The 23,149-nt window shown below is 58.1% G+C and carries 24 protein-coding genes, 1 tRNA gene and 1 pseudogene; 11 read left to right on the plus strand and 15 right to left on the minus strand.

Annotation, left to right across the window (positions count from 1 at the left end):
• Positions 1-506: 506 nt before the first annotated feature.
• Both AACY49_RS22870 and AACY49_RS22875 read left to right on the plus strand, forming a co-directional pair.
• Positions 507-794, plus strand: coding sequence for a putative quinol monooxygenase (locus tag AACY49_RS22870; RefSeq protein ID WP_258699090.1), 288 nt, complete (start codon positions 507-509; stop codon positions 792-794).
• Positions 795-997: 203 nt separating this feature from the next.
• On the plus strand, positions 998-1,885 hold the full coding sequence (locus AACY49_RS22875; protein ID WP_339526617.1) for a helix-turn-helix transcriptional regulator: 888 nt from the start codon (positions 998-1,000) through the stop codon (positions 1,883-1,885).
• Positions 1,886-2,063: 178 nt separating this feature from the next.
• Here the strand turns inward: AACY49_RS22875 and AACY49_RS22880 are convergent.
• Positions 2,064-2,381 (minus strand): annotated as a pseudogene (locus tag AACY49_RS22880) (helix-turn-helix domain-containing protein); the annotation flags it as partial.
• Between AACY49_RS22880 and AACY49_RS22885 the strand changes: the two are divergent.
• Together AACY49_RS22885 and AACY49_RS22890 are read left to right on the plus strand one after the other, a co-directional pair.
• Positions 2,264-2,656, plus strand: coding sequence for a diguanylate cyclase domain-containing protein (locus tag AACY49_RS22885; protein ID WP_258699092.1), 393 nt, complete (start codon positions 2,264-2,266; stop codon positions 2,654-2,656). The pseudogene AACY49_RS22880 and the gene AACY49_RS22885 overlap by 118 nt on opposite strands.
• A 281-nt stretch (positions 2,657-2,937) precedes the next feature.
• Entirely contained in the window at positions 2,938-3,369 is a 432-nt protein-coding gene (locus AACY49_RS22890; RefSeq protein WP_258699093.1) for a DUF3592 domain-containing protein, read from the plus strand.
• A gap of 173 nt (positions 3,370-3,542) precedes the next feature.
• On the opposite strand, the gene ychF is transcribed toward AACY49_RS22890, so the two are convergent.
• The 8 genes from ychF to AACY49_RS22930 form a co-directional block, all read right to left on the minus strand.
• Positions 3,543-4,643, minus strand: coding sequence for a redox-regulated ATPase YchF (ychF, locus tag AACY49_RS22895; protein WP_339526620.1), 1,101 nt, complete (start codon positions 4,641-4,643; stop codon positions 3,543-3,545).
• A 23-nt stretch (positions 4,644-4,666) separates the two neighbouring features.
• On the minus strand, positions 4,667-5,251 hold the full coding sequence (gene pth / locus AACY49_RS22900; RefSeq protein ID WP_258699095.1) for an aminoacyl-tRNA hydrolase: 585 nt from the start codon (positions 5,249-5,251) through the stop codon (positions 4,667-4,669).
• A gap of 169 nt (positions 5,252-5,420) precedes the next feature.
• On the minus strand, positions 5,421-6,020 hold the full coding sequence (locus tag AACY49_RS22905) for a 50S ribosomal protein L25/general stress protein Ctc (RefSeq protein ID WP_258700658.1): 600 nt from the start codon (positions 6,018-6,020) through the stop codon (positions 5,421-5,423).
• Positions 6,021-6,162: 142 nt separating this feature from the next.
• On the minus strand, positions 6,163-7,104 hold the full coding sequence (locus AACY49_RS22910; RefSeq protein ID WP_003171603.1) for a ribose-phosphate pyrophosphokinase: 942 nt from the start codon (positions 7,102-7,104) through the stop codon (positions 6,163-6,165).
• 46 nt (positions 7,105-7,150) lie between these two features.
• Positions 7,151-7,225, minus strand: a tRNA-Gln gene (locus tag AACY49_RS22915).
• Between the two features lie 36 nt (positions 7,226-7,261).
• Complete coding sequence (gene ispE, locus AACY49_RS22920; protein WP_320393321.1) at positions 7,262-8,113, minus strand: 4-(cytidine 5'-diphospho)-2-C-methyl-D-erythritol kinase; 852 nt, start codon at positions 8,111-8,113, stop codon at positions 7,262-7,264.
• A 2-nt stretch (positions 8,114-8,115) separates the two neighbouring features.
• Entirely contained in the window at positions 8,116-8,733 is a 618-nt protein-coding gene (gene lolB / locus AACY49_RS22925) for a lipoprotein insertase outer membrane protein LolB (protein WP_320393322.1), read from the minus strand.
• Positions 8,734-8,737: 4 nt separating this feature from the next.
• Positions 8,738-10,462 (minus strand): tetratricopeptide repeat protein, encoded by a 1,725-nt coding sequence (locus tag AACY49_RS22930; protein WP_258699097.1) that lies wholly within the window; start codon positions 10,460-10,462, stop codon positions 8,738-8,740.
• 356 nt (positions 10,463-10,818) lie between these two features.
• On the opposite strand from AACY49_RS22930, the gene hemA reads away from it, so the two are divergent.
• The 6 genes from hemA to AACY49_RS22960 all read left to right on the plus strand — a co-directional run bounded on the left by hemA (position 10,819) and on the right by AACY49_RS22960 (position 16,185).
• Positions 10,819-12,108 carry a glutamyl-tRNA reductase gene (hemA, locus tag AACY49_RS22935; RefSeq protein WP_258699098.1) on the plus strand — a complete coding sequence of 430 codons (1,290 nt, stop codon included), beginning with the start codon at positions 10,819-10,821 and terminating at the stop codon, positions 12,106-12,108.
• The gene (gene prfA / locus AACY49_RS22940; RefSeq protein ID WP_007939759.1) at positions 12,105-13,187 is read left to right on the plus strand and encodes a peptide chain release factor 1; all 1,083 of its coding nucleotides are present in this window, start codon (positions 12,105-12,107) and stop codon (positions 13,185-13,187) included. Before hemA ends, prfA begins: the two co-directional genes overlap by 4 nt.
• On the plus strand, positions 13,188-14,018 hold the full coding sequence (prmC, locus tag AACY49_RS22945) for a peptide chain release factor N(5)-glutamine methyltransferase (RefSeq protein ID WP_320393324.1): 831 nt from the start codon (positions 13,188-13,190) through the stop codon (positions 14,016-14,018).
• The gene (locus AACY49_RS22950; RefSeq protein ID WP_258699100.1) at positions 14,012-14,767 is read left to right on the plus strand and encodes a molybdopterin-synthase adenylyltransferase MoeB; all 756 of its coding nucleotides are present in this window, start codon (positions 14,012-14,014) and stop codon (positions 14,765-14,767) included. The genes prmC and AACY49_RS22950 overlap by 7 nt, the downstream gene beginning before the upstream one ends.
• Complete coding sequence (murI, locus tag AACY49_RS22955; RefSeq protein ID WP_258699101.1) at positions 14,760-15,551, plus strand: glutamate racemase; 792 nt, start codon at positions 14,760-14,762, stop codon at positions 15,549-15,551. Before AACY49_RS22950 ends, murI begins: the two co-directional genes overlap by 8 nt.
• Before the next feature lie 115 nt (positions 15,552-15,666).
• Complete coding sequence (locus AACY49_RS22960) at positions 15,667-16,185, plus strand: acyloxyacyl hydrolase (RefSeq protein ID WP_320393325.1); 519 nt, start codon at positions 15,667-15,669, stop codon at positions 16,183-16,185.
• Positions 16,186-16,316: 131 nt separating this feature from the next.
• Here AACY49_RS22960 and AACY49_RS22965 read toward each other — a convergent pair whose 3' ends face one another.
• The 6 genes from AACY49_RS22965 to AACY49_RS22990 all read right to left on the minus strand — a co-directional run bounded on the left by AACY49_RS22965 (position 16,317) and on the right by AACY49_RS22990 (position 22,039).
• On the minus strand, positions 16,317-16,622 hold the full coding sequence (locus tag AACY49_RS22965) for a YkgJ family cysteine cluster protein (protein ID WP_258699103.1): 306 nt from the start codon (positions 16,620-16,622) through the stop codon (positions 16,317-16,319).
• Between the two features lie 60 nt (positions 16,623-16,682).
• Complete coding sequence (locus AACY49_RS22970; RefSeq protein ID WP_258700660.1) at positions 16,683-17,456, minus strand: SDR family NAD(P)-dependent oxidoreductase; 774 nt, start codon at positions 17,454-17,456, stop codon at positions 16,683-16,685.
• A 93-nt stretch (positions 17,457-17,549) separates the two neighbouring features.
• On the minus strand, positions 17,550-18,977 hold the full coding sequence (gene phrB, locus AACY49_RS22975; protein WP_339526667.1) for a deoxyribodipyrimidine photo-lyase: 1,428 nt from the start codon (positions 18,975-18,977) through the stop codon (positions 17,550-17,552).
• A gap of 34 nt (positions 18,978-19,011) precedes the next feature.
• Entirely contained in the window at positions 19,012-19,953 is a 942-nt protein-coding gene (locus AACY49_RS22980) for a MerR family transcriptional regulator (protein WP_339526628.1), read from the minus strand.
• A complete protein-coding gene (locus AACY49_RS22985) occupies positions 19,953-20,915 on the minus strand; it encodes a YbgA family protein (RefSeq protein WP_339526630.1) in 963 nt (320 codons plus the stop codon). The genes AACY49_RS22980 and AACY49_RS22985 overlap by 1 nt, the downstream gene beginning before the upstream one ends.
• 137 nt (positions 20,916-21,052) lie before the next feature.
• Complete coding sequence (locus AACY49_RS22990) at positions 21,053-22,039, minus strand: NAD(P)/FAD-dependent oxidoreductase (RefSeq protein WP_007905831.1); 987 nt, start codon at positions 22,037-22,039, stop codon at positions 21,053-21,055.
• A gap of 196 nt (positions 22,040-22,235) precedes the next feature.
• On the opposite strand from AACY49_RS22990, the gene AACY49_RS22995 reads away from it, so the two are divergent.
• Positions 22,236-23,144 (plus strand): TIGR01777 family oxidoreductase, encoded by a 909-nt coding sequence (locus tag AACY49_RS22995; protein ID WP_339526632.1) that lies wholly within the window; start codon positions 22,236-22,238, stop codon positions 23,142-23,144.
• The last annotated feature ends 5 nt before the right edge of the window (positions 23,145-23,149 follow it).

The raw sequence follows: 23,149 nt of genomic DNA on the forward strand, positions 1-23,149 counted from the left end.
GTATTCCGCTCGCCCGTGTTACCCAATATAGGCCGTTTTTGAACCACGCCTGACTCCCCGTTCCCGCAGGCGACGCATGCCATCGGCCGTCGCGCAAGAAAAATGCAAGAGTGACTGGAATCGTGCATTTTCAATCATTTTCAATCATTTTCATTTTTTAACTATGTATATAGTAGTTGCTTCCATAGCGAATTCTTTGCGTTATATCGAATCGACACCAAAAAAGGACTTTACGTAATGATCTCTAACGAAAGATGGTTTTCGACGCAGCACTGCGCGTCATGTGAGAGGAAAAGATTTTATTGATGCAGTCCAGGTCAAACAATGGATCAAGAACTTAGTGGTTCCGCTGGTCGGCTTGGCCATGTTAGATACGGGAACGGAACGGTAAATGAAAGCCTGAACATTCTTTTCGTATTCTGCGCATTTTGTTTGGCCGCCTCGTCAATCTACGGTTCCTGCAATCGACGACGTTTTTTGTAGTCAAACCCAACTGGAGAAGTAATATGTCCGTCAATCTCGTCATCAGCTTTAATGTAAAAGAAGAAAAACTGCAATCGTTCAAGGACATCATGAACGACGTGAAGATCAATCTGCCGAAGGTGGACGGTTGCCAAACGGTCAAGATCCTCAACTACTTGGAAGATCCACTCGCGTTCACGCTGGTGGAAGTTTGGGATTCGCGTGAAATTCACGGCACCCATGTCGACCAAATGGTCTCGAGCGGTCAGTGGAAGGTCATCGTCGAGCATCTGAGCAGCGCGCCGGTCAGCGGCTACTTCAGCGAAGTTTGATGCCGTAACGTCAGCGGCCGGGCGCGTGCGGCGGACCGCGCCGTCTCGGCCATACATGCGCTACTTGCCGTGACGTATTTCTGCTACTTTCCTGGATATCCTCTTCCGTCCCGAACGTCCTACACGCTTGGGCAGCAGCGTGTCGCGCTGCTGGATACCGTCCTGTCCAAATGGGGCGGCCAATTTGTTGAGAAGCCATAGCAATGACACTCGAAGTAGTACCGGCGGCGCTTTATTCGATGCGCAACGTAAAGCCTATCCTCGCTGACGGTAGCTCGTCCATCCTCCATAAAACGCTTGAAACGAACCTGGAAAACAAGGCGATTTATATCGCCACGCCGTTGATCGTCTACATCAAGCAGGGCAAGCAGATTATTCGCGACTATGACGCCATGGCCAATGTCGTCGACGAGAATCATTTGATTTTCCTCTCCAAAGGCGTTTATACGGTATCGGACTACGTCACTGGCAGCGATATCTTCGAGGCGGTGCTGCTGTTTTTCGACGACAAGCTGATCGCCAAATACCTGTCGCGCGCGGCCGGCACAGGCAATTCGCACACGGACGGCCTGCAGAAAAACGTGCACGGCACTTATACCCTGCACGCCAACGAACAGATTCAGCGCTATATCGATTCGCTGAATTATGTCTACAAGGGCGCGGAGGGCTCCGACGCGCTGCTGGAATTGAAACTGCTCGAACTACTGCACCTGATCGCCATCCAGGACAAGTCCTTCCGTTTCCTGCGCGAGCTGTCCTGCGGCGGCAGCCGCAAACGCCGCCTCATCACCGACTTCATGGAGCAGTACTATTCGCACAAGCTGAAGATTGAAGACTATGCCCTGTTGACGGGACGCAGCGTGTCGACCTTTATCCGCGACTTCAGGCGCAGCTACAACACCACCCCGAACCGCTGGATCATCGAAAAAAAAGTCGACATCGCGCATCAGCTGTTGACGACTGAAAATTATTCCGTCACCGACGCGGCAGCGGAGGTGGGATATGAAAATACCTCCCACTTCATCAAGGTCTACAAGCAACGGTACGGTGTCACGCCGAAGAAAGCCAAGACCTTCGCGGCAGAACTGTAGCGCGACAAGGCCCAAGCCCCCCGCTGGCGCGACAGGGTGTTGTTGGGCGTGGTTGTAGTCGCCGACTAGATTTTGACCTGGGCGGCCGATTCTGCCTGACCCCGGCCGAACCATCGAAAGCCGCGCTGACCCTCGTTTTGTGCGTAGTAGGCTGGGTCAACGGATTCTGGCACCAAAGGTCAATCTGGCGTCGGCGCCAACACTCACGGCTAATGGTAGAGGCTGCTCGCCCTAGCAGCGTTGCTATGGAACGGATCGAGTTGTCTGCCACCACTGCACGCGAAATCTCTTCGCGCTCAGCCAACGTCAGCGCCAATCTGGACCTGCGGCGTACAGCTGGTCTGATACCGCCTGTTTCCGCCAAGATGCGCTGTATCGATGAGTGGTTTCGTTCAAATAGTTGGGCGATCTGCTGGAGAGAGTCGCCTTTCCGCCAGTGATCCCACATCAGTTTTTTCTGGCTTTCGGTGTAATAGATCCGAGGTCTCCGTTTCATCTGCAACACTCCTTCTGCTTACACAGAATGTAGTTTCTGGCGGTATTGCCGGAACCGATCTCGATCGGGCTGCCGAAAGCGCAGAGCGCATCCGCAAGGCGATCCAGGGATTGGTGACTGACAGTGACGGCCATAAAGTCGGCGTGACGCTGTCCATCGACATTACGCAATATCGTGCTCAAGAGGCGCTCAGTAACGCCATTGCCCGGGCCGATAAGGCACTCCACAAGGGCAAGTCGGCTGGGCGCAACAGGGTGGAAGTGGCGCTGGCTTGATGGCGTCGGCTGCGCCGTCGAGTGAAGGGCAGATCGCGTTATAGGCGGTAGCCCAAGCAACTGGTCGATCTCACTGGCTCGCAAGCTAGCCCCTATAAAGGACGGCCGGCATTGATCCAGCTCTCGATCTGCTCCTGGTTGGCCGAGAGCGTCGATACTTTCTTCGGTCAGAACGTCGCAATTCTCGAACATGCATTATCTGCTGCGTCGTACCAGGCACTTCCCGGTGGTTTCTTGTTATCCTGACGGCCCTCTTTCATGGACGAATACCGAGACAAGCCATGGCTAACCTCACCCCGTCACGCCTCGGGAAGATGCTTCAGGGGCTGCTCTTTGCCCTGATTGGTATCGGCTTGTTGGGCATTGCCGTCAATCTCACGCTTGAACGACGCGAATTCCTCGCCCACGCACAGACCGCCGATGGCATCGTCAGCCACTTGAATGCTGGTAGTTCGCATCCCGAGATCGCCTTCACCACCAGCAGTGGTGAAAAGATTTCCTACCCCCAGGGCGGCTTCATTTTTGGCTATCAGCAGGATCAGCCGGTGCGGGTGTATTACCTGCCCGAGCAGCCGGCCAGTAGCGCCGTGGTCGATACCCCTGCCGCACTGTGGGCCACTCCCGGGGTGCTGGGTTGTATTGGTCTGCTGTTTACCCTTGCCGGCCTGTTAAGGGGCATCCGTCAGCGCGGTCGCGGCGCAGTTCATTCATAAAAGACTTTGAACGATGAGCTACAACATCCCGATCCCGCTCAATGACAGTCGCTGGCAGTATCAGACCGCCAGCGGCGGCGGTCTGAGCTATCTGTTCTAGTTGCGCATAGCGGCTCGATATAACGCCCACAAAAAAGCCGCGAATCAACGCGGCTTCTTCGATTCCAACAACGCTACACGTTGAAACGGAAGTGCATCACGTCGCCGTCTTTAACGATGTAGTCCTTGCCTTCCAGGCGCCATTTACCGGCTTCCTTGGTGCCGGCCTCGCCCTTGTACTGGATGAAATCGTCGTAAGCGATGACTTCGGCGCGGATGAAGCCTTTTTCGAAGTCGGTGTGGATCACACCGGCGGCTTGTGGCGCGGTAGCACCCACACGGACAGTCCACGCGCGGACTTCTTCGACACCGGCGGTGAAGTAGGTCTGCAGGTGCAGCATTTCGTAGCCGGCGCGGATCACGCGGTTCAGGCCAGGTTCTTCAAGGCCCAAGGCTTCGAGGAACATGTCTTTCTCTTCGCCGTCTTCCAGTTCGGCGATTTCGGCTTCGATCTTATTGCAGACCGGAACCACCATGGCGCCTTCTTCTTCGGCGATGGCTTTGACGATGTCCAGCAGCGGGTTGTTCTCGAACCCGTCTTCAGCGACGTTGGCGATGTACATGACCGGTTTGGTGGTCAGCAGGTGGAAGCCACGAATCACCGCTTTGTCGTCGGCGCCCATGTTCTTCATCAGCGTGCGCGCTGGCTTGCCGAGGGTGAAGTGAGCGATCAGTTGCTCCAGCAGACCTTTCTGGACCACGGCGTCCTTGTCACCACCCTTGGCGTTGCGAGTGACTTTCTGCAGTTGCTTCTCGCAGCTGTCGAGGTCGGCGAAGATCAGTTCGAGGTCGATGATCTCGATGTCGCGTTTCGGGTCGACGCTGTTGGAGACGTGGATCACGTTCTCGTCTTCGAAGCAGCGGACCACGTGGGCGATGGCATCGGTCTCGCGGATGTTGGCGAGGAATTTGTTGCCCAGGCCTTCACCTTTCGAGGCGCCGGCAACCAGGCCAGCGATGTCGACGAATTCCATGGTAGTCGGCAGGATGCGCTTGGGATTGACGATGACCGCCAGGGCTTCCAGGCGCGGATCCGGCATCGCTACGATACCGGTGTTCGGCTCGATAGTGCAGAAGGGAAAGTTCTCGGCCGCGATCCCGGATTTGGTCAGGGCGTTGAACAGGGTGGACTTGCCGACGTTAGGCAGGCCGACGATGCCGCAATTGAATCCCATGGTGTTTCCCCGAGGAGTTAGAGTCAGGCCTTCTGGCTGTGCAGGTTTTTCATCGCGCGGTTCCATTCACCGGCGAGGATATCCGGCAGCACGCCGAGGGCAAAGTCGATGCTGGCATCGAGTTTTTCCTGTTCGGCGCGTGGCGCACGACCCAGGACGAAATTTGAAACCATACTGGCAACGCCCGGGTGGCCGATGCCAAGCCGCAGGCGGTGAAAGGTATTCTGATTACCCAGTTGCGCAATGATGTCGCGCAACCCGTTATGACCGCCATGGCCGCCGCCCTGTTTGAGCTTGGCAACGCCCGGAGGCAGGTCGAGTTCGTCATGCGCCACCAGAATCTCTTCAGGCTTTATGCGAAAGAAGCCGGCAAGTGCCGCCACGGCCTGGCCGCTGCGGTTCATGTAGGTGGTGGGAATCAGTAGACGAACATCCTGACCTTGATGCGAATAGCGCCCGGTCAGGCCGAAATATTTGCGATCGGCCACAAGGCTGACACCTTGCGCGTGTGCGATGCGCTCAACAAAAAGGGCCCCTGCGTTATGCCGGGTCTGTTCGTATTCAGCGCCTGGATTTCCCAGGCCAACGATCAGTTTGATGGCAGTCACGATAGGGGCCCTTCCTTGAAGTGGTGGATAACATCGCCGCAATCAGTGGGTGCGGCGAAAGTGGACGACAAGTGCTCATTTACCATGATGTAAACTCCGCGTTCTCGCCCGCTTTCTCGCTACGCTCTAGTCCGCGATGTTTCCGGTCACTCCGGCGTACAGAGTGAAATTACTCTGCAGCGCCTTCTGCAGCTTCTGGAGCAACACGTGGAGCGTGAACGTTGGCAACAGCCAGGTCGTTACCGTGAGCCAGAGCAACAAACTCAACGCCTTTAGGGGCTTTGAGGTTGGACAGGTGAATGATCGCGCCGACGTCGGCATCAGCCAGGTCAACTTCGATGAATTCAGGCAGGTCTTTTGGCAGGCACGAAACTTCGATTTCAGAAACAACGTGCGAAATTTCGCCGCCTTTCTTGATCGGAGCAGCTTCGTTGATGAAGTGTACAGGCACGATAGCGGTCAGTTTCTGGCCAGCTACGACGCGTACGAAGTCAGCGTGCATCACGTGGCCTTTGGCCGGGTGACGCTGCAGAGCCTTGATGATTACGTTTTGCTTGGTGCCGCCAACGTTCAGCTCGATGATGTGGCTGTAAGCCGCTTCGTTTTCGAGCAGTTTGGCAACTTCTTTAGCCAGCATGCTGATGGATTCAGGGGCTTTTTCGCCACCGTAAACTACAGCTGGAACCAGGCTTGCGAGACGACGCAGGCGGCGGCTCGCACCTTTCCCCAGGTCGGAACGCACTTCAGCATTCAGAGTAAAATCGTTCATGTTGTATCTCCAAAATAACCACATTCGCCCCAGCGTTTGCGACCAGCGCTAAAGGCGATATGGGCAAAAAAGCCCCGCCCCGACAGGAATGCCGGGGCGGGGCGCTTTTCGTCAACGAGATGTTTTGAAAAGGGCAGGGCCCTTAACGGAACATCGCACTGATCGATTCTTCATTGCTGATGCGGCGGACCGCCTCGGCAACTACCGGTGCGATATCCAGTTGGCGGATACGCGCACAGGCTTGTGCTGCAGCGGACAGCGGGATGGTGTTCGTCACCACCAGCTCGTCCAGCACGGAATTCTCAATGTTTTCGATCGCCCGACCCGACAGCACAGGGTGCGTGCAGTAGGCGAAAACCTTGGCAGCGCCATGCTCTTTCAAGGCCTTGGCCGCGTGGCACAGAGTGCCGGCGGTATCGACCATGTCATCGACCAGAATACAGGTACGCCCTTCGACATCACCGATGATATGCATCACTTCAGAGTGATTGGCTTTCTCACGGCGTTTGTCGATGATCCCGAGATCCACGCCCAGGGATTTGGCAACAGCCCGTGCACGCACGACGCCACCAATGTCCGGGGACACGATCATCAGGTTTTCGAAGCGCTGATCTTCAATGTCATCCACCAGAACCGGGGAGCCGTAGATGTTATCTACCGGAATATCGAAGAAACCCTGGATTTGGTCAGCATGCAGATCAACCGTGAGAACACGGTCGATGCCGACTACGGTAAGCATGTCAGCAACGACTTTCGCGCTGATAGCCACACGTGCGGAACGCGGACGGCGATCCTGACGGGCATAACCAAAGTAAGGAATAACAGCAGTGATACGAGTAGCCGAGGAGCGGCGGAAGGCATCAGCCATCACTACCAGTTCCATCAGGTTATCGTTGGTCGGAGCGCAAGTCGGCTGAATAATGAAGACATCTTTACCGCGGACGTTTTCATTGATCTCGGCTGTAATTTCGCCGTCGGAAAATTTACCGACAGAGATGTCACCGAGAGGGATATGCAGCTGACGTACGACACGCCGAGCCAGATCGGGGTTAGCGTTCCCCGTAAAGACCATCATCTTGGACACGCGCAGTACCTGAAGGCTGAGGGTAACCTGGATGAGTATAGGAAAATGGCAGGGGCGGCTGGATTCGAACCAACGCATGGCAGGATCAAAACCTGCTGCCTTACCGCTTGGCGACGCCCCTGTATCTGTTGCAACGATTACCCAGTAATCGGTTCCTTTAGAGCAGACTTTGCAGCTTGCGATGCAACATCGAAACGTTGCTTCCTTTTGCTACAAACCCTGTAAGGGTCTCTGTAAGAAGGGCCGAGACTTTATCAGCTTCAGCTTTGCTTGGGAAGCCCCCAAACACACAACTTCCAGTTCCGGTGAGTTTTGCTTCGGTAAAATTACCTAACAAATTCAATGCGTTACGTACCTCTGGATAACGCCTTGCTACCACCGGCAAGCAGTCATTTCGACTGTTTCCCTTGGGAACGGGGCGCACTTTAATGGGAGGAGAGTTACGTGTCAACAGCGGATCTGAAAAAATTTCTGCTGTACTTACAGATACTTGCGGCACCAGCACCAGATACCACGGTTCCTCGGGTTCTACAGGTGTGAGTTTTTCCCCCACACCCTCGGCGAAAGCCGCGTGGCCACGCACGAAAACCGGGACGTCGGCGCCCAGCGTCAGGCCCAGAGAAGCCAGCCGATCCTCATCCCAACCCAGTTGCCAGAGATGATTGAGGCCTAGCAACGTGGTGGCCGCATTCGAACTGCCTCCACCGATTCCGCCGCCCATGGGCAGGATTTTTTCGATCCAGATGTCGATGCCCAGCGAGCAACCGGATTGTTCCTGAAGTTTTTTTGCGGCTCGAACAATTAGATTGCTGTCGTGAGGAACACCGTCGAATTCGGTGTGCAACCGAATCACGCCATCATCGCGAACGGCGAAGGTGATTTCATCGCCGTAGTCGAGAAACTGAAAAATCGTTTGCAGCTCGTGGTAACCGTCTTCACGGCGACCGAGGATGTGCAGCATCAGGTTGAGCTTGGCGGGTGAGGGCAATGTCAGGCGTGGCGCAGTCATGTTCACTGCCCCAGTTTGCGTGGTTGCCATTCCTTGATCACCAGCGTGACATCAAGGTCGGTGCCGTGCAGTTTGATCCGCTCAGGCAGCCAGTAGCCGTTTTGCTCGGCATAGCTCAGGTACTCGACCTGCCAGCCATCCTGTTCGAGATTGGCCAGGCGGCTGTCGACGTCAAGGGTCAGGCGGCTTTTGCTGTCCGGGGCCGGGAGCCCGCGAACCCACCATGCCAGATGGGAAACCGGCAATTTCCAGCCCAGTTGCTCTTCGACCAGGGCTTCCGGAGTCGGCGCGTCATAACGGCCCTGATTGGCGATTTCCAGCGAGACTTTGCCGGGGCGACCGGTCAAGCGGGCTGCGCCACGACCCAGCGGGCCGGAGAGGCGGATATCGTAGTAGTCCTGGCGCTGCAGCCAGAACAAGGTGCCGCTGCCCGAGTCTTTTGGCGCGCGGATGCCGATCTTGCCGTTGATCTGCCAGCCATCGAGGGCGGTCAGTTGCTGTTTGTGCTCACGCCATTGGGCCGGATTACCGTGCCCCCCGACCGATTCACGGGCACCGAAGCCCGCGCAACCGGCGAGCAGGGCGATGAAGCTGAAAACGATGAAGTGGCGCAAAAACATAATCTTAAAGAGTCTCTGATCCGGTCAGGCGCTTGATGGTGCTGCGCAGGGTAGGGCTGTCGGGCTGTTCCTTGAGGAACTTGCTCCAGATTTGCTTGGCTTCGCGCTGTTTGCCGTTGGCCCACAGGACTTCGCCCAGGTGAGCGGCGACTTCCTGGTCGGGGAAGCGTTCCAGCGCCTGGCGCAAATAGCGCTCGGCTTCATCGAGATTGCCCAGGCGGAAATTCACCCAGCCGAGGCTATCGAGAACGGCCGGGTCTTCCGGGTTGAGCTGGTGCGCCTGTTCGATCAGGGCCTTGGCTTCGGCGTAGCGCGTGGTGCGGTCGGACAGGGTGTAGCCGAGGGCGTTCAACGCCATCGCGTTGTCCGGGTCGCGCTTGATGATCAGTCGCAGGTCTTTTTCCATCTGCGCCAGGTCATTGCGTTTTTCCGCCTGCATGGCCCGGGTATACAGCAGATTCAGATCGTCCGGGTATTTCTGCAGGGCTTGCTGCAAGACTTTCCAGGCCTTGTCGCCCTGTTTATTGGCAGACAGGGTTTCGACTTCGATCAGGTACAACTGGATCGCATAATCGGGTTGCTCGTCCCGCTGGGCCGCCAGACGGCTTTGGGCTTCGGCGGTCCTGCCGTTGTTCATCAGAATATCGGCCTGACGCAATTGAGCCGGCAGGTAATCGTTGCCCGGCCCGACCTGGGCGTACTCGATCAGCGCGCCTTGAGGGTCGTTACGCTCTTCAGCGATACGCCCCAGATTCAGGTGTGCCGAATCAACGTGGCTTTCCCGAGCGATCAAGTCTTGCAGGTAACCTTTGGCCTCGTCCCAGGCCTTGGCTTCCAGGCAAACCAGGGCCAGGGAGTAACGCAGCTCGTCGTCTTCCGGGTATTGCTGAACCAGGCTTGAGAACTCGACTTTGGCGTCGTCCATGCGATCCTGTTCAACTAGCATGCGCGCGTAGGTCAGGCGCAGGCGTTTGTCGTCCGGGTACTTCTTGATGCTTTTTTGCAGTAGCGGCAAGGCTTCATCGCCACGGCTGAGCCCTTGCAGCAGGCGCGCGCGCAGCAGAATCGGCGCGATTTCGCCCTCGTCCGGCGGGTTGTCTTCGAGCAGGGTCAGTGCGCCTTTGGCATCGCCGTCCTGTTGCAACAGCAAGGCTTTGCCGAAAATCAGCTGATTGTTATGCGGGTGACGTTGCAACAAGCGATCAAAACCTTTCATCAGGCCGTTGCGCGTTTCCTGGTCGGTATCGGCCGCGGACAGGGCGAGGAAGTCGAAATGCGTGTCGCCTTTGCCTTGCAGGACTTTCTCCATATAGACCATGGAGTCGTCGTAACGCCCGGCGCGGGCAAGTTGCACGGCAGCCGCCCGTTGCGCTTCAAGATCGTCCGGAGCGTTTTTTGCCCAGATCAGCGCCGTGTCGAGGGCGGCCTGATCGGCGCCCAGGTACTCGGCAATGCGAAATGCCCGCTCGGAGACGCCGGGATCCTGAGTATTGATGGCCTGGGTTACGTAGTTGTCCAGGGCAATGTCGTAACGATTGCGCTGGCCAGCCAGTTCGGCGCTCAACAGGCTAAAGACGGTTTCCTCACTGAACGAGCTGTAAACCTTGGGCTTTTCAGGGGCCGGAGTGCTGTCTTCGACCGGCGGCGTACCGTCCGACGAAACGGGTGCCAAGGCCTGGCAGCCGCTGAGGAAGACAAAAGCGAGGAGCAACGCGGAAGATCTATTCATATAGGAAGAGGACGACTAACCTGCGGTCGGATCATCATGACACAAGCCTTGGGCCAAACATAACCGCCCGGCCAATTTACCCGCGAGCCCAATGCTCGATCTTTCGGCCTTGTACCTGATAATCGCGGGGCGATGCCATTGTAGGCGCTGCCCAAGGCTGCGATCTTCTGATCTTGCTCTTTTAACGGCAAAAGATCGCGGCCTTCGGCAGCGCCTACAGAAGCCCGTCGCCAGTGTGAATAAGAACAGATCGCAGCCAGTGGGGATGTCTACCAAGACGATAGATATCGAGTGGTTGTTCTGGCTCTGTCGAAGTAGGACAATTGTCGGCTTCACGTCACCATCAGCGACCTTGAATGGCCTTCCTTGCACTCGGTATTAACCACAAGACTGCTTCAGTAGACGTCCGCGAGCGCGTGGCCTTTACCCCTGAGCAGCTGGTTGAGGCCTTGCAGCAGCTCTGCCGACTCACCGACAGCCGCGAAGCTGCGATCCTCTCCACCTGCAATCGCAGTGAACTGTATATAGAACAGGATCACCTTTCGGCTGACATCGTGTTGCGCTGGCTGGCCGATTATCATCATTTGAGCCTCGATGAGCTGCGCGCGAGTGCTTATGTGCATGAAGACGATGCGGCAGTTCGTCACATGATGAGGGTCGCCTCCGGCCTTGATTCGCTGGTGTTGGGCGAACCGCAGATTCTCGGTCAGATGAAGTCGGCTTACGCCGTGGCCCGCGAAGCCGGCACCATTGGTCCGCTGCTCGGGCGTTTGTTCCAGGCCACGTTCAATGCGGCCAAACAGGTGCGAACCGACACTGCCATCGGTGAAAACCCAGTGTCCGTGGCGTTTGCCGCGGTCAGCCTGGCGAAACAGATTTTCAGTGATTTGCAACGCAGCCAGGCTTTGCTGATCGGCGCTGGTGAGACCATCACCCTGGTTGCCCGCCATTTGCATGAACTGGGTGTGAAGCGAATCGTGGTCGCCAACCGCACACTGGAGCGCGCGAGCACGCTGGCCGAGCAGTTCGGTGCCCACGCGGTGCTGCTCTCGGATATCCCGGCAGAACTGGTGCGCAGCGACATCGTCATCAGTTCCACCGCCAGCCAGTTGCCGATTCTCGGTAAAGGCGCGGTGGAAAGTGCCTTGAAATTGCGCAAGCACAAGCCGATCTTCATGGTGGATATCGCCGTCCCTCGGGATATCGAGCCGGAAGTCGGCGAGTTGGACGATGTTTACCTGTATAGCGTCGACGATCTCCACGAAGTGGTCGCCGAGAACCTCAAGAGCCGTCAGGGCGCTGCCCAGGCCGCCGAAGAGATGGTGTCGGTCGGTGCCGAAGATTTCATGGTTCGCCTGCGCGAACTGGCGGCGGTGGATGTGCTCAAGGCCTATCGTCAACAAAGCGAGCGCATGCGCGACGAAGAGTTGCTCAAAGCCCAACGCATGCTCGCCAATGGCAGCAGCGCCGAGGACGTGCTGGTGCAACTGGCCCGTGGCCTGACCAACAAACTCTTGCACGCACCGAGCGTGCAATTGAAAAAGCTTTCTGCCGAAGGCCGCCTCGATGCGCTGGCCATGGCCCAGGAACTCTTTGCCCTCGGTGAGGGCTCATCGGATAGCTTTTCGGATAAAAAAACGCAATGAAAGCGTCACTGCTCAATAAGCTGGACATCCTCCAGGACCGTTTCGAGGAATTGACCGCCCTGCTTGGCGATGGCGAAGTCATTTCCGATCAGAACAAGTTCCGTACCTATTCCAAGGAATATGCGGAAGTCGAGCCGATCGTCGACACTTATAAACAGCTTCTCAAAGTGCAGGGCGACCTCGAAGGCGCCCAGGCACTGCTCAAGGACAGCGACCCGGACATGCGTGAAATGGCCGTGGAAGAAGTCCGCGAAGCCAAGGAACGCTTGATCGAACTCGAAGCCAGCCTGCAACGCATGCTGCTGCCCAAGGATCCGAACGACGGTCGTAACGTGTTCCTGGAAATCCGCGCGGGTACCGGCGGCGACGAAGCGGCAATTTTCTCCGGCGACCTGTTCCGCATGTATTCGCGTTATGCCGAGCGGCGTGGCTGGCGGGTAGAGATACTCTCGGAGAACGAGGGCGAACACGGCGGCTATAAAGAAGTCATTGCCCGGGTCGAAGGCGAGAATGTCTACGGCAAGCTGAAGTTCGAATCCGGTGCGCACCGCGTACAACGGGTTCCGGCCACTGAATCTCAAGGCCGCATCCACACCTCAGCCTGCACCGTAGCCGTGTTGCCCGAGCCGGACGAGCAGGAAGCCATCGAGATCAACCCGGCGGATCTGCGGGTCGATACCTATCGCTCCTCCGGTGCCGGTGGTCAGCACGTCAACAAGACCGACTCGGCAATCCGTATCACCCACTTGCCATCCGGTATTGTCGTCGAATGCCAGGAAGAACGTTCTCAGCACAAGAACCGTGCCCGGGCAATGTCCTGGCTGTCGGCCAAGCTCAATGACCAACAGACCAGCGCGGCGGCCAATGCCATCGCCAGCGAGCGTAAATTGCTGGTCGGTTCCGGTGACCGCTCCGAGCGGATCCGTACCTACAACTTCGCCCAAGGCCGGGTCACCGACCATCGGGTCAACCTGACGCTGTATTCGCTCGACGAAATTCTCGCGGGCGGCGTGGATGCGGTGATCGAACCGTTGCTGGCCGAGTACCAGGCCGATCAATTGGCAGCGATAGGTGAGTAAATGACGATCATTGCCAGTTTGCTGCGCGCCGCCGATTTACCTGATTCGCCCACCGCGCGTCTGGATGCCGAATTGCTGCTGGCGGCTGCCTTGGGCAAGTCCCGCAGCTTTCTGCACACCTGGCCTGAGCGTATCGTCCCGAGCGAAGCGGCACTGAAGTTTGCCGAGTATTTGCAGCGCCGCCGTAGCGGTGAGCCAGTGGCCTATATTCTGGGTCAGCAAGGCTTCTGGAAGCTCGACCTGGAAGTCGCGCCCCACACGCTGATTCCGCGTCCCGACACTGAATTGCTGGTGGAAGCTGCGTTGGAACTGTTGCCGGCCACCCCGGCCAAGGTGCTCGATCTGGGCACCGGCAGTGGTGCCATCGCCCTGGCGCTGGCCAGCGAGCGTCCGGCCTGGAAGGTCACCGCCGTGGATCGCGTGCTGGAAGCCGTGGCCCTGGCCGAGCGCAATCGTCAGCGCTTGAACCTGAACAATGCCACGGTATCGAGCAGCCATTGGTTCAGCGCTTTGGAAGGCCAGCGTTTTCAACTGATCATCAGCAATCCGCCTTACATCGCGTCGACCGATCCGCATCTGGTGGAGGGCGATGTGCGCTTTGAGCCGGCCAGTGCCCTGGTGGCGGGCGTCGATGGGCTGGACGATCTGCGTCTGATCGTCGCCCAGGCACCGGATTATCTTGAAGCGGGTGGCTGGTTGATGCTCGAGCACGGTTACGATCAAGCTTGCGCGGTGCGCGATTTGCTGCTGACCCGCGGCTTTGAAGAGGTCCACAGCCGTACCGATCTGGGCGGTCACCAACGCATCAGTCTGGGGCGCTTGCCGTGCTGAATGATCAGGAGTTGCTGCGTTACAGCCGGCAGATTCTGCTGCAACACGTCGACATCGACGGCCAATTACGGCTCAAAGAAAGCCGTGTACTGATTGTCGGCCTCGGCGGCCTCGGTTCGCCGGTTGCGCTGTATCTGGCCGCAGCCGGCGTCGGTGAGTTGCATCTGGCGGACTTCGACACGGTCGACCTGACCAATCTGCAACGCCAGATCGTTCATGACACCGACAGCGTCGGCCTGAGCAAGGTCGATTCGGCGATCCGTCGCCTGACCGCGATCAATCCCGAGATTCAGCTAATCGCCCATCGCACTGCATTGGACGAGGATTCGCTGGCCGCCGCCGTTGCTGCGGTGGATCTGGTGCTGGACTGTTCCGACAATTTCTCCACCCGCGAGGCGGTCAACGCCGCATGTGTGGCCGCGCGCAAGCCGCTGGTCAGCGGTGCGGCGATTCGCCTCGAAGGGCAATTGTCAGTATTCGACCCTCGTCGTCCAGAAAGCCCGTGCTACCACTGTTTGTACGGGCACGGCAGCGAAGCCGAGTTGACCTGCAGCGAGGCGGGCGTCGTCGGTCCTTTGGTCGGGTTGGTCGGCAGCCTCCAGGCGCTGGAAGCGCTGAAACTGCTGGTGGGGTTCGGCGAGCCGCTGGTGGGGCGCCTGTTATTGGTCGATGCCTTGGGCTCACGCTTCCGTGAATTGCGGGTCAAGCGTGATCCGGGCTGCAGCGTCTGCGGGTCGCGCCATGCGTGAAGCGCCGATCGGCGTGTTCGACTCCGGTGTCGGTGGGCTGTCGGTGCTGGCCGAGATCCAGCGTCTGCTACCCAACGAGTCTCTGTTGTATTTCGGCGATTGCGGGAATATTCCCTACGGCGAGAAAACCCCGTCATTCATCCGCCAGCGTTGCAGTGTCATGGCGCAATTCTTTCAGCAGCAGGGCGCCAAGGCACTGGTGCTGGCTTGCAACACCGCGACAGTGGCTGGTGTTGCGGACTTGCGGCGCGATTTCCCCGAGTGGCCCATCGTTGGCATGGAGCCCGCGGTCAAACCGGCCGCTGCGGCGACGCGCAGCGGTGTGGTCGGCGTGCTCGCCACCACCGGTACTTTGCAGAGTGCCAAGTTTGCTGCCTTGCTCGATCGTTTCGCCACTGATGTACGGGTGATTACTCAGCCGTGCCCCGGGCTGGTGGAGCTAATTGAAAATGGCGATTTGCACAGCGAGACATTGCGTCAGTTGCTGCAAGGGTATGTCGAGCCGTTGCTGGCTGCAGGTGCAGACACAATCATTCTGGGCTGCACGCATTATCCCTTTCTAAAGCCACTGCTTAAGCAAATGCTCCCGCAGGGCATCAGCCTGATCGATACCGGTGCCGCTGTGGCGCGGCAACTTCAGCGTCTGTTGGCCGAGCGTGAGTTGCTGGCCGAGGGGCCTGCCCGCGCCGCACAGTTCTGGTCGAGTGCCGATCCTGCGCATTTCAGAAATATCTTGCCGATACTGTGGAATATGTCTGGTGTTGTGCGAAGCTTCGAAGGGTAGAGATGCGTAGCAAACGAATAATTGGGGGGAGCTTCTGATTAAACGGCGACTGCATGGCTTTGTTTGTTGAGCAGCATAAAAACCATACTAAATTGTTCGGAAAAGGATGTTTCTAATGAAGCGACTATTCTGCTTGGCCGCGATTGCGACCGCGTTGATGGGGCACAGTTTTACCGCGCAGGCGGCGGGGGTGGAGTTCGGGGTCGGCCAGACCAGCGATTCGACCATGACCTACCGACTGGGCATGCAATTCGACTGGGACAAGAGCTGGTTGCAGAGTGACATCGGACGCTTGACCGGCTACTGGAGCGGCGCTTACACCTACTGGGATGGCGACAAAACAGCGAGCAATCACAGTTTGTCGTTCTCGCCGGTGTTGGTGTACGAGTTTGCCGGTCAGACCATCAGACCCTATGTTGAAGCGGGTATCGGCATCGCGGTGTTCGCCAACACCGAACTCGAAGATAACAGGCTCGGCAGTGCCTTTCAGTTCGAAGACCGTTTCGGGTTTGGTTTGCGCTTTGCCGGCGGACATGAAGTCGGGATTCGCGCCACCCACTACTCCAATGCCGGGCTCAGCAATCCGAACGACGGTGTAGAAAGTTACGCATTGCATTACACAATGCCCTTGTAGGCAGCACTGCACCTTCAGTGTGGGAGCGGGCTTGCTCGCGAATGCGATTTAACATTCAACACTAATGTTGACTGATAGTCCGTCTTCGCGAGCAAGCCCGCTCCCACATTGAATCTTCGGTGGTCTGAGGTTCACCGATACGCCGTCGCAATTCCCTGGCGTTCGCTGATGCATTCCGGTGCGCCCATTTCGAATTCCCGGCAGATCAGCGGACGTTTTTCGTAGATGGTGCACATCATGCTGTTGCGATCCAGCGCGGCGCACCAGCCGTCATCCAGTCGCAGCATGACTTCCCCACCCCAATCGTCTGTATCGATAAAACGCTCGGGCACTCCGGTGTCGGTGATCAGCATGACTTCAAGCTGGCAGCAGCAGGCTGCGCAAGTCGAGCAGGTGACCGCAGGCTCGGCGATTTGTGTGTGAGGAATGGTTTTCATGGCGCGCAGTGTAAGGCAGCGCGCCCACGCTGTGTGAAAGGCCTGACGGACGCTCAGGCTTCACGGCAGATCCTCGATCGGCGGCTTGCTTCGCGCCATGCGCGTGCCGATTGCCAGTGCGGGCTGGTGGGGCTTTTGCGGCAGAGGCCAAAGGACGGGCATGATCAGCTCCGGTAAGCTGATCTCCAGTGGACGATACCTGAGCCTGTCGAAGAGGTATCGCGCAACTTTGCCCGCCGACCAGTTGAGGTGTATCGGAGCCTCGTCCAGGGGGGTATCGATAAAACCTGGGCTGACCACCGTCATTTCGATGTTGTCCGCAGCCATGTCGATGCGCGTGGACTCCAATAGATGACGCAACCCGGCCCTTGAATCACCATAGGATTCGACCCGGGGCAGGGGCAGCCAGGTTACCGAGCTGGCCATGCCCACCAGATGCGGCGCCGTACCCGCCCGCAGCAGGGGCCGGGCGGCTGCGATGCAATAACTGCTGGCAAGCAGGTTGGTACGCACGATGTGCTCGATGATGGATGAGTCGAACTGATTGGCGTTGACGTATTCGCAGGTGCCTGCGTTAAGGATCATGGTGTCCAGAGAACCCCATTCCTTGGCAATTTGCTCGCCGATTTCGCGCACTCTTTGGCCGTTGGTCAAATCCCCCGCAACCATCAGCACTTGTCCGGGATAACGCTGAGACAGGGCTTTCAATGGTGCCATCGAGCGGGAGCTGACGGCCAGATGAGCACCTGATTTGAGTATTTCTTCGGCCAGCGCGGCACCAATACCATTGCTGGCTCCGGTCAACCAATATCGCCTTGGCGGTGTAAGACTCATCCAAAATTCCTTTTTATTAGGCAGTTTTTTTTGGCTCAATACCAATGAGTGTTCATAAGGCAACGCTCCGGTATCAAAATAATTACGTTGCGATCAACCTTGTCGCGACGGCAGGCTCTTATACGCGGCCAGTGCTCGTTCGCGGGAAGTGCTCAGGTTGACGATCGGCGGTGGATAATCCCTTACGCCGAGCAATCCGTCGAGACTCGCCGGGTTGTGCAGGTCTTTTTTATTCAGTTCGTTGAGCTCCGGTAACCAATGCTTGATGAACACTCCTTCAGCATCGAACTTTTCCGACTGGCTCAGCGGGTTGAAAATCCGGAAGTAGGGTGCCGAATCGGTGCCGGTGGATGAACTCCACTGCCAACCGCCGTTGTTCGCCGCCAGGTCGCCGTCAATCAGATGTTGCATGAAAAAGCGTTCGCCTTCACGCCAGTCGATCAGCAGGTTTTTGGTCAGGAACATTGCCACCACCATGCGCAAGCGGTTGTGCATCCAGCCGGTTTCCAGCAATTGGCGCATGGCGGCGTCAATGATCGGAAAGCCGGTACGGGCTTGCTGCCAGGCCTTGAGTTCTTCCGGGGCGTCACGCCAGGCCAGGGCTTCGGTTTCCGGGCGGAAGGCGCGGTGCCGGGAAACCCGTGGGTAGCCCACCAGAATGTGTTTGTAGAACTCGCGCCACAGCAGTTCGTTGATCCAGGTGACGGCACCGACCTTGCCGCTTTGAAACTCCCCCTGATTGCTTCGTAGCGCGGCGTGCAGACACTGACGAGGGGAAAGGACCCCGGCGGCGAGATAGGCCGAGAGCTGGCTGGTGCCGGGTTTTGCCGGGAAGTCGCGTTCGCTGTGGTAATGGTCGATCTGTGCGTCGGCAAAGGTGTCGAGGCGGCGTCGGGCTTCGGTTTCGCCGGCCGGCCAGAGAGCACGCAAGCGGTCGCAGGGTGTATCGAAACCCTCGACACGGGAGGGTGGTTCGTCGTGGTCTATATCGAGCGGAGCCTGGGCAGTGGGTGCAGCGACCAGTCTGGGTAATGACGCGTGCAGCCGTTCGTAGCAGACCTTGCGAAACTGGCTGAAGACCTGGAAGTAAGTGCCGGTTCTGGTCAGTACGGTGCCCGGCTTGAACAGCAGTTGATCGAGATAGCTGTAAAAGTCGATGCCCCAGGCTTTCAGCGTTTGGGCCACCGCCGCATCGCGACGGGTTTCATGAGTGCCGTACTCCTCGTTTGCGTGCACTGCGTCGATCTTCAATTGCTGGCAGAGATCGAGCAGGACCTTCGGTGCCTCATCCCAGCGGGACGCTTTACGAATCAGCAGCGGGATGTTCAGTGCGTCCAGCGCCTGGCGTAATTCGCTCAGGTTACGCAGCCAGAAATCCACTTTGCACGGCGCGTCGTCATGCGCAAGCCATTGCTGCGGACTCAGCAAATACACCGCCACACTCGGGCCGCGGGCGGCAGCGGCCGAGAGGGCGGTGTTGTCGTGCACACGCAAGTCGCTGCGCAGCCAGATCAATTGCAGGGGGGTGTCCGCACGATTCATTACAAATTCGCCATTAAATAAGCCCACGCTGAATCAGGCCCTGATGGGCCGACAAGGGATCTTCGGCCAGGGACAAATCAGCAATGGCGGTGGTTCTTGCGGACAACTCGGAGTGGTGAATGCATACCGTTGGTCCGGCGATCATTTTTGGGCAACTGATGCCGTTCAGAAGTTTCGGCAACTGCGAAAGATTCATGGCTTTGCTGGAATACAGCAGTACGCCGCGGGCTTGCAGGTGATCAACCGCCAGTGTCAATTCGCCGGCCGGGAGTGGCCAGTCGAAAACTTCCACTGGGCAATCGGTACTGCTGATCAGCCAGGCCGTGAGCCACAGATGAGGCTCCAGCGGCAGGTCCGAATGATTGATCAGCAGCAGCGGCGCGGTGCGTAACTGCCGGTTGTTATGGTAGACCCTCGCGCCGAATTTGCTGCGCAACCAGGAATAAACAAACACCCGCTCCATCTGTGCGCCGAACTGGCCTTGCCAGCGTTGTTCCAGTTCCGCCAGCAACGGCATCAACAGTCGTTCACACAAGGTACGTGGCGGATACAGCGCCATCGCCTGATTCACCGTGTCATCGAGGGTGCGTTCGGCTAGCTGAGTGACCGCTTGCAGCAGTATCTGGCGCAGCACCAGCCAATCGTTCCCAACGGGTTCGGTAAGCCCCTGAGGCGTGTCGAGCAGTTGTTTGACCTGGCTGACAGCCACGCCGCGATTGAGCCAGGTGAGGATCGTCAGGATCCGTTGAACGTGTTCGGCACGGAACAGCCGATGCCCCTTGGGCGTACGCTGCGGCACGATTAGCCCATAGCGCCGTTCCCAGGCGCGCAAGGTGACGGCATTGACCCCGGTTTGCCGGGCCACTTCACGAATGGGCAGCCAACCAGCATCAAGGGCCTTCTTGAAGTCGGTGCCAAGGTCTTCGCTGGCGCTGGTATCCGGTGGGCTTTTCATTAAATCGCGTTTCGCAGGCTGAGGTTTTCCGGATGCGGTTGCAGGTAAACCTGTTGTGCAATGTATGGATCCGGGTGTTGGCGAAAGTAGTGTTTGAGCAACGTCAATGGCACCACCAGCGGCACGATGCCCTGGCGATACTGGCCGATGACGTGCTGCACTTCCTGTTTGTCTTCAGGGCTGATGGCTTGTTTGAGATAGCCGCAGAGGTGCTGCAGCACATTGGTGTGGGTGCGGCGCGTGGCGCATTTTTTCAGGGCCGCCATCAGCTCACTGAAATAGCGCGGGCCGAGCACGTCGAGATCGGTCTGGCCCATGTTGCCCAGCAAGTTGCCCAGGGTTTTGTATTGCACCGGGTTGTGGGCCATCAACAGGTATTTGTAGCGCGAGTGAAAGTCAGTGAGTCTGCGTCGGGTCAGGCCTGTGTGCAGCAACTGCTGCCAGGCGCTGTAAGCGAACACGCGGGTGAGGAAGTTTTCCCGCAGCACCGGGTCATTGAGGCGGCCGTCTTCTTCCACTGGTAAATCTGGATGCAACGCGCAGAAGGCTTGGGCGTAGATGCCACGGCTACCGCCGTCCACTGGCGTGCCGTTGGCGTGGTAGACCTTGACCCGTTCCAGCCCGCACGAAGGGGATTTCTGCATGAAGATATAGCCGCAGATGTCGCCCAGTTCCACTGCCATTTTTTGCGCAAACTCGGCCAGCGGCCGGGTGACGTTGATCTCCGGGTGGACGGTGCCGACAGCCTCCGGATGTTCGGGGTTGCCGACCAGGCGGATCGGTTCGCGAGGGATACCCAGGCCAATGGCGACTTCCGGGCACACCGGGACGAAATCGAAATAATCAGAGAGGATGCGGCTGCACAGTGGTGATGCCTTGTGCCCGCCGTTGTAGCGCACCTCGGCCCCCATCAAGCAGGCGCTGATGGCGATTTTCGGTTGGGTCGTCGACTGTGCAGGCATAGGAGCGTCTCGAATCCAGATCTGTACAACATGACTTCATCATAGATTCGAAGGTGTACAAGTCAATTTTTTTGTATAAGTTTTTTGCGGGGCTGCAGCCCATCTCGACAGCAGCAATGGACTGGACTTGATTCAATTCACTGCAGGTGCTCATGCAGACGACGGGCTGCTTCCTGACCACTGAGCCAGGCGCCTTCGACACGGCCGGACAGGCACCAGTCGCCGCACACATACAGTCCCAGATCAGCATCGGCCAGGGCTCCCCATTCATGGCTGCTGGCCGGTCGGGCGTAAAGCCAGCGATGAGCGAGGCTGAACGTCGGAGCAGGCATGGCGTCGTGCAGCAGTTCGGCAAAGGCACCGTGCAATTGCTCGATCACCGCTTCCTTGGGCAGGTCGATATGTTGCCGGCTCCAGGCGCTGGTGGCGTGCAGCACCCAGGTATCGAGGGTGGTGTCGCGTCCCGGTTTGCTGCGGTTGCGCGCCAGCCAGTCAAGAGGACTGTCCTGTACGAAGCAACCTTCGATGGCGGTTTCCAGTGGCGTGTCGAAAGCCAGGGCGACGGCCCAGGTAGGCTCCATTTTTACCCCGGCGGCGGCTCCGGCGAGCTTCGGCGCGGCCGCCAGCAGTGCGGTCGCCTGAGGGGCGGGCGTGGCGATGACGACATGGCTGAACGGGCCGTGAGTGAAACCCTCGGCGTCTTGCAGGTGCCAGTGTTCTTCACCGCGATAGACCTCGGTGATGCGGCAGGCGAAATGCACTTCCAGATCACCGAGCAGGCCGCGCGTGATCGCGCTCATGCGTGGTGTGCCGACCCAGCGTGTCTGTTCGTCCGGCGAAGGTCTGAGCTGGCCGCCGTGAAAGGTATAGAGCTGCGGCGTCCATACGGCGACCCAGCCGTTGGCTTGCCAGCGCTGGACTTCCGTGACGAAGCGACGGTCGCGGGCGGTGAAATATTGCGCGCCCATGTCCAGAGCACCCGCATCGCTGCGCTTGCTCGACATGCGTCCGCCACTGCCGCGGCTTTTATCGAAAAGTTGAACGACATGCCCGGCCTCCGTAAGGGCCTGGGCGGCTGAGAGCCCGGCGATGCCGGTGCCGATGATTGCGATAGGTACAGTCATAGGGGCCTCGTTTACCTTTCTGTACAGACTACGCCGTGGTTCAAACCTGTACAATATTGTTTTTTGGTATAACTTTTAGCGTTCTCGTTCTGACAGCTTGACCTATTGTTAGACACAGAGCCTGCCCGATACCAAAGATCCCTGCTTATAAAAATAGACTAGTGATCAGGGTAAAACGCCACGCGAGGAAGATGTCATGCACATATTGCTGACCGGCGGTACTGGTTTGATAGGACGTCAACTCTGCCAACACTGGTTGAGTCAGGGGCATCGCCTGACGGTCTGGAGCCGCACGCCTGCGAAAGTCGCCAAAGTCTGTGGCACTCAGGTACGTGGAGTCGCACGGCTCGAGGACCTGGGTCAAGAACCGGTGGATGCCATTATCAACCTCGCGGGCGCCCCGATCGCCGATCGGCTCTGGACCCATAAACGCAAAGCGTTGTTGTGGAGCAGCCGGATCACCCTGACCGAAAAGCTGCTGGCCTGGCTCGAAAGCCGCGAGCAGAAACCGCAGGTGCTGATTTCCGGCTCGGCGATCGGTTGGTACGGCGACGGTGGCGAGCGGGAGTTGACTGAAAAATCTCCGCCGGTCATCGATGATTTCGCCAGCCAGTTGTGCATCGCCTGGGAAGAAACCGCGCAACGCGCCGAAGCCTTGGGCATTCGCGTGATCCTCATTCGTACCGGGTTGGTGCTGTCCGCCGAGGGCGGCTTTTTGTCGCGGCTATTGTTGCCGTTCAAACTGGGGCTGGGCGGGCCGCTCGGCAATGGTCGGCAGTGGATGCCGTGGATTCATATCAAGGATCAAATCGCCCTGATTGATTTTCTTCTGCATCGCAATGAGGCCAGCGGTCCATATAATGCCTGCGCGCCCAAGCCGGCGCGCAATCGCGAATTTGCCCAAACGTTGGGTAGCGTGTTGCATCGTCCGGCGTTCATGCCGATGCCAACCTTCGTGTTGAAGGTGGGCCTGGGCGAGTTGTCATTGTTGCTGCTGGGTGGCCAGAAGGCCATGCCGGCTCGCTTGCTGGAAGCGGGCTTCACTTTCCAGTTCACTGATTTGCGCGCGGCGTTGGACGATCTGTCCAGCCGCCTTAAGAAATAGGACGT

Origin of the sequence: Pseudomonas sp. EL_65y_Pfl2_R96 (genome assembly GCF_963970905.1) — a bacterium.
Lineage (GTDB): Bacteria > Pseudomonadota > Gammaproteobacteria > Pseudomonadales > Pseudomonadaceae > Aquipseudomonas.

Bases quoted from the DNA above. Each gene is read 5' to 3' on its own strand.
- AACY49_RS22870 (WP_258699090.1), top strand. From the start codon at position 507: ATGTCCGTCAATCTCGTCATCAGCTTTAATGTAAAAGAAGAAAAACTG.
- AACY49_RS22875 (WP_339526617.1), top strand. From the start codon at position 998: ATGACACTCGAAGTAGTACCGGCGGCGCTTTATTCGATGCGCAACGTA.
- AACY49_RS22885 (WP_258699092.1), top strand. From the start codon at position 2,264: ATGAGTGGTTTCGTTCAAATAGTTGGGCGATCTGCTGGAGAGAGTCGC.
- AACY49_RS22890 (WP_258699093.1), top strand. From the start codon at position 2,938: ATGGCTAACCTCACCCCGTCACGCCTCGGGAAGATGCTTCAGGGGCTG.
- ychF (WP_339526620.1), bottom strand. From the start codon at position 4,643: ATGGGATTCAATTGCGGCATCGTCGGCCTGCCTAACGTCGGCAAGTCC.
- AACY49_RS22905 (WP_258700658.1), bottom strand. From the start codon at position 6,020: ATGAACGATTTTACTCTGAATGCTGAAGTGCGTTCCGACCTGGGGAAA.
- ispE (WP_320393321.1), bottom strand. From the start codon at position 8,113: ATGACTGCGCCACGCCTGACATTGCCCTCACCCGCCAAGCTCAACCTG.
- lolB (WP_320393322.1), bottom strand. From the start codon at position 8,733: ATGTTTTTGCGCCACTTCATCGTTTTCAGCTTCATCGCCCTGCTCGCC.
- AACY49_RS22930 (WP_258699097.1), bottom strand. From the start codon at position 10,462: ATGAATAGATCTTCCGCGTTGCTCCTCGCTTTTGTCTTCCTCAGCGGC.
- hemA (WP_258699098.1), top strand. From the start codon at position 10,819: ATGGCCTTCCTTGCACTCGGTATTAACCACAAGACTGCTTCAGTAGAC.
- prfA (WP_007939759.1), top strand. From the start codon at position 12,105: ATGAAAGCGTCACTGCTCAATAAGCTGGACATCCTCCAGGACCGTTTC.
- prmC (WP_320393324.1), top strand. From the start codon at position 13,188: ATGACGATCATTGCCAGTTTGCTGCGCGCCGCCGATTTACCTGATTCG.
- murI (WP_258699101.1), top strand. From the start codon at position 14,760: ATGCGTGAAGCGCCGATCGGCGTGTTCGACTCCGGTGTCGGTGGGCTG.
- AACY49_RS22960 (WP_320393325.1), top strand. From the start codon at position 15,667: ATGAAGCGACTATTCTGCTTGGCCGCGATTGCGACCGCGTTGATGGGG.
- AACY49_RS22965 (WP_258699103.1), bottom strand. From the start codon at position 16,622: ATGAAAACCATTCCTCACACACAAATCGCCGAGCCTGCGGTCACCTGC.
- AACY49_RS22970 (WP_258700660.1), bottom strand. From the start codon at position 17,456: ATGAGTCTTACACCGCCAAGGCGATATTGGTTGACCGGAGCCAGCAAT.
- AACY49_RS22980 (WP_339526628.1), bottom strand. From the start codon at position 19,953: ATGAAAAGCCCACCGGATACCAGCGCCAGCGAAGACCTTGGCACCGAC.
- AACY49_RS22985 (WP_339526630.1), bottom strand. From the start codon at position 20,915: ATGCCTGCACAGTCGACGACCCAACCGAAAATCGCCATCAGCGCCTGC.
- AACY49_RS22990 (WP_007905831.1), bottom strand. From the start codon at position 22,039: ATGACTGTACCTATCGCAATCATCGGCACCGGCATCGCCGGGCTCTCA.
- AACY49_RS22995 (WP_339526632.1), top strand. From the start codon at position 22,236: ATGCACATATTGCTGACCGGCGGTACTGGTTTGATAGGACGTCAACTC.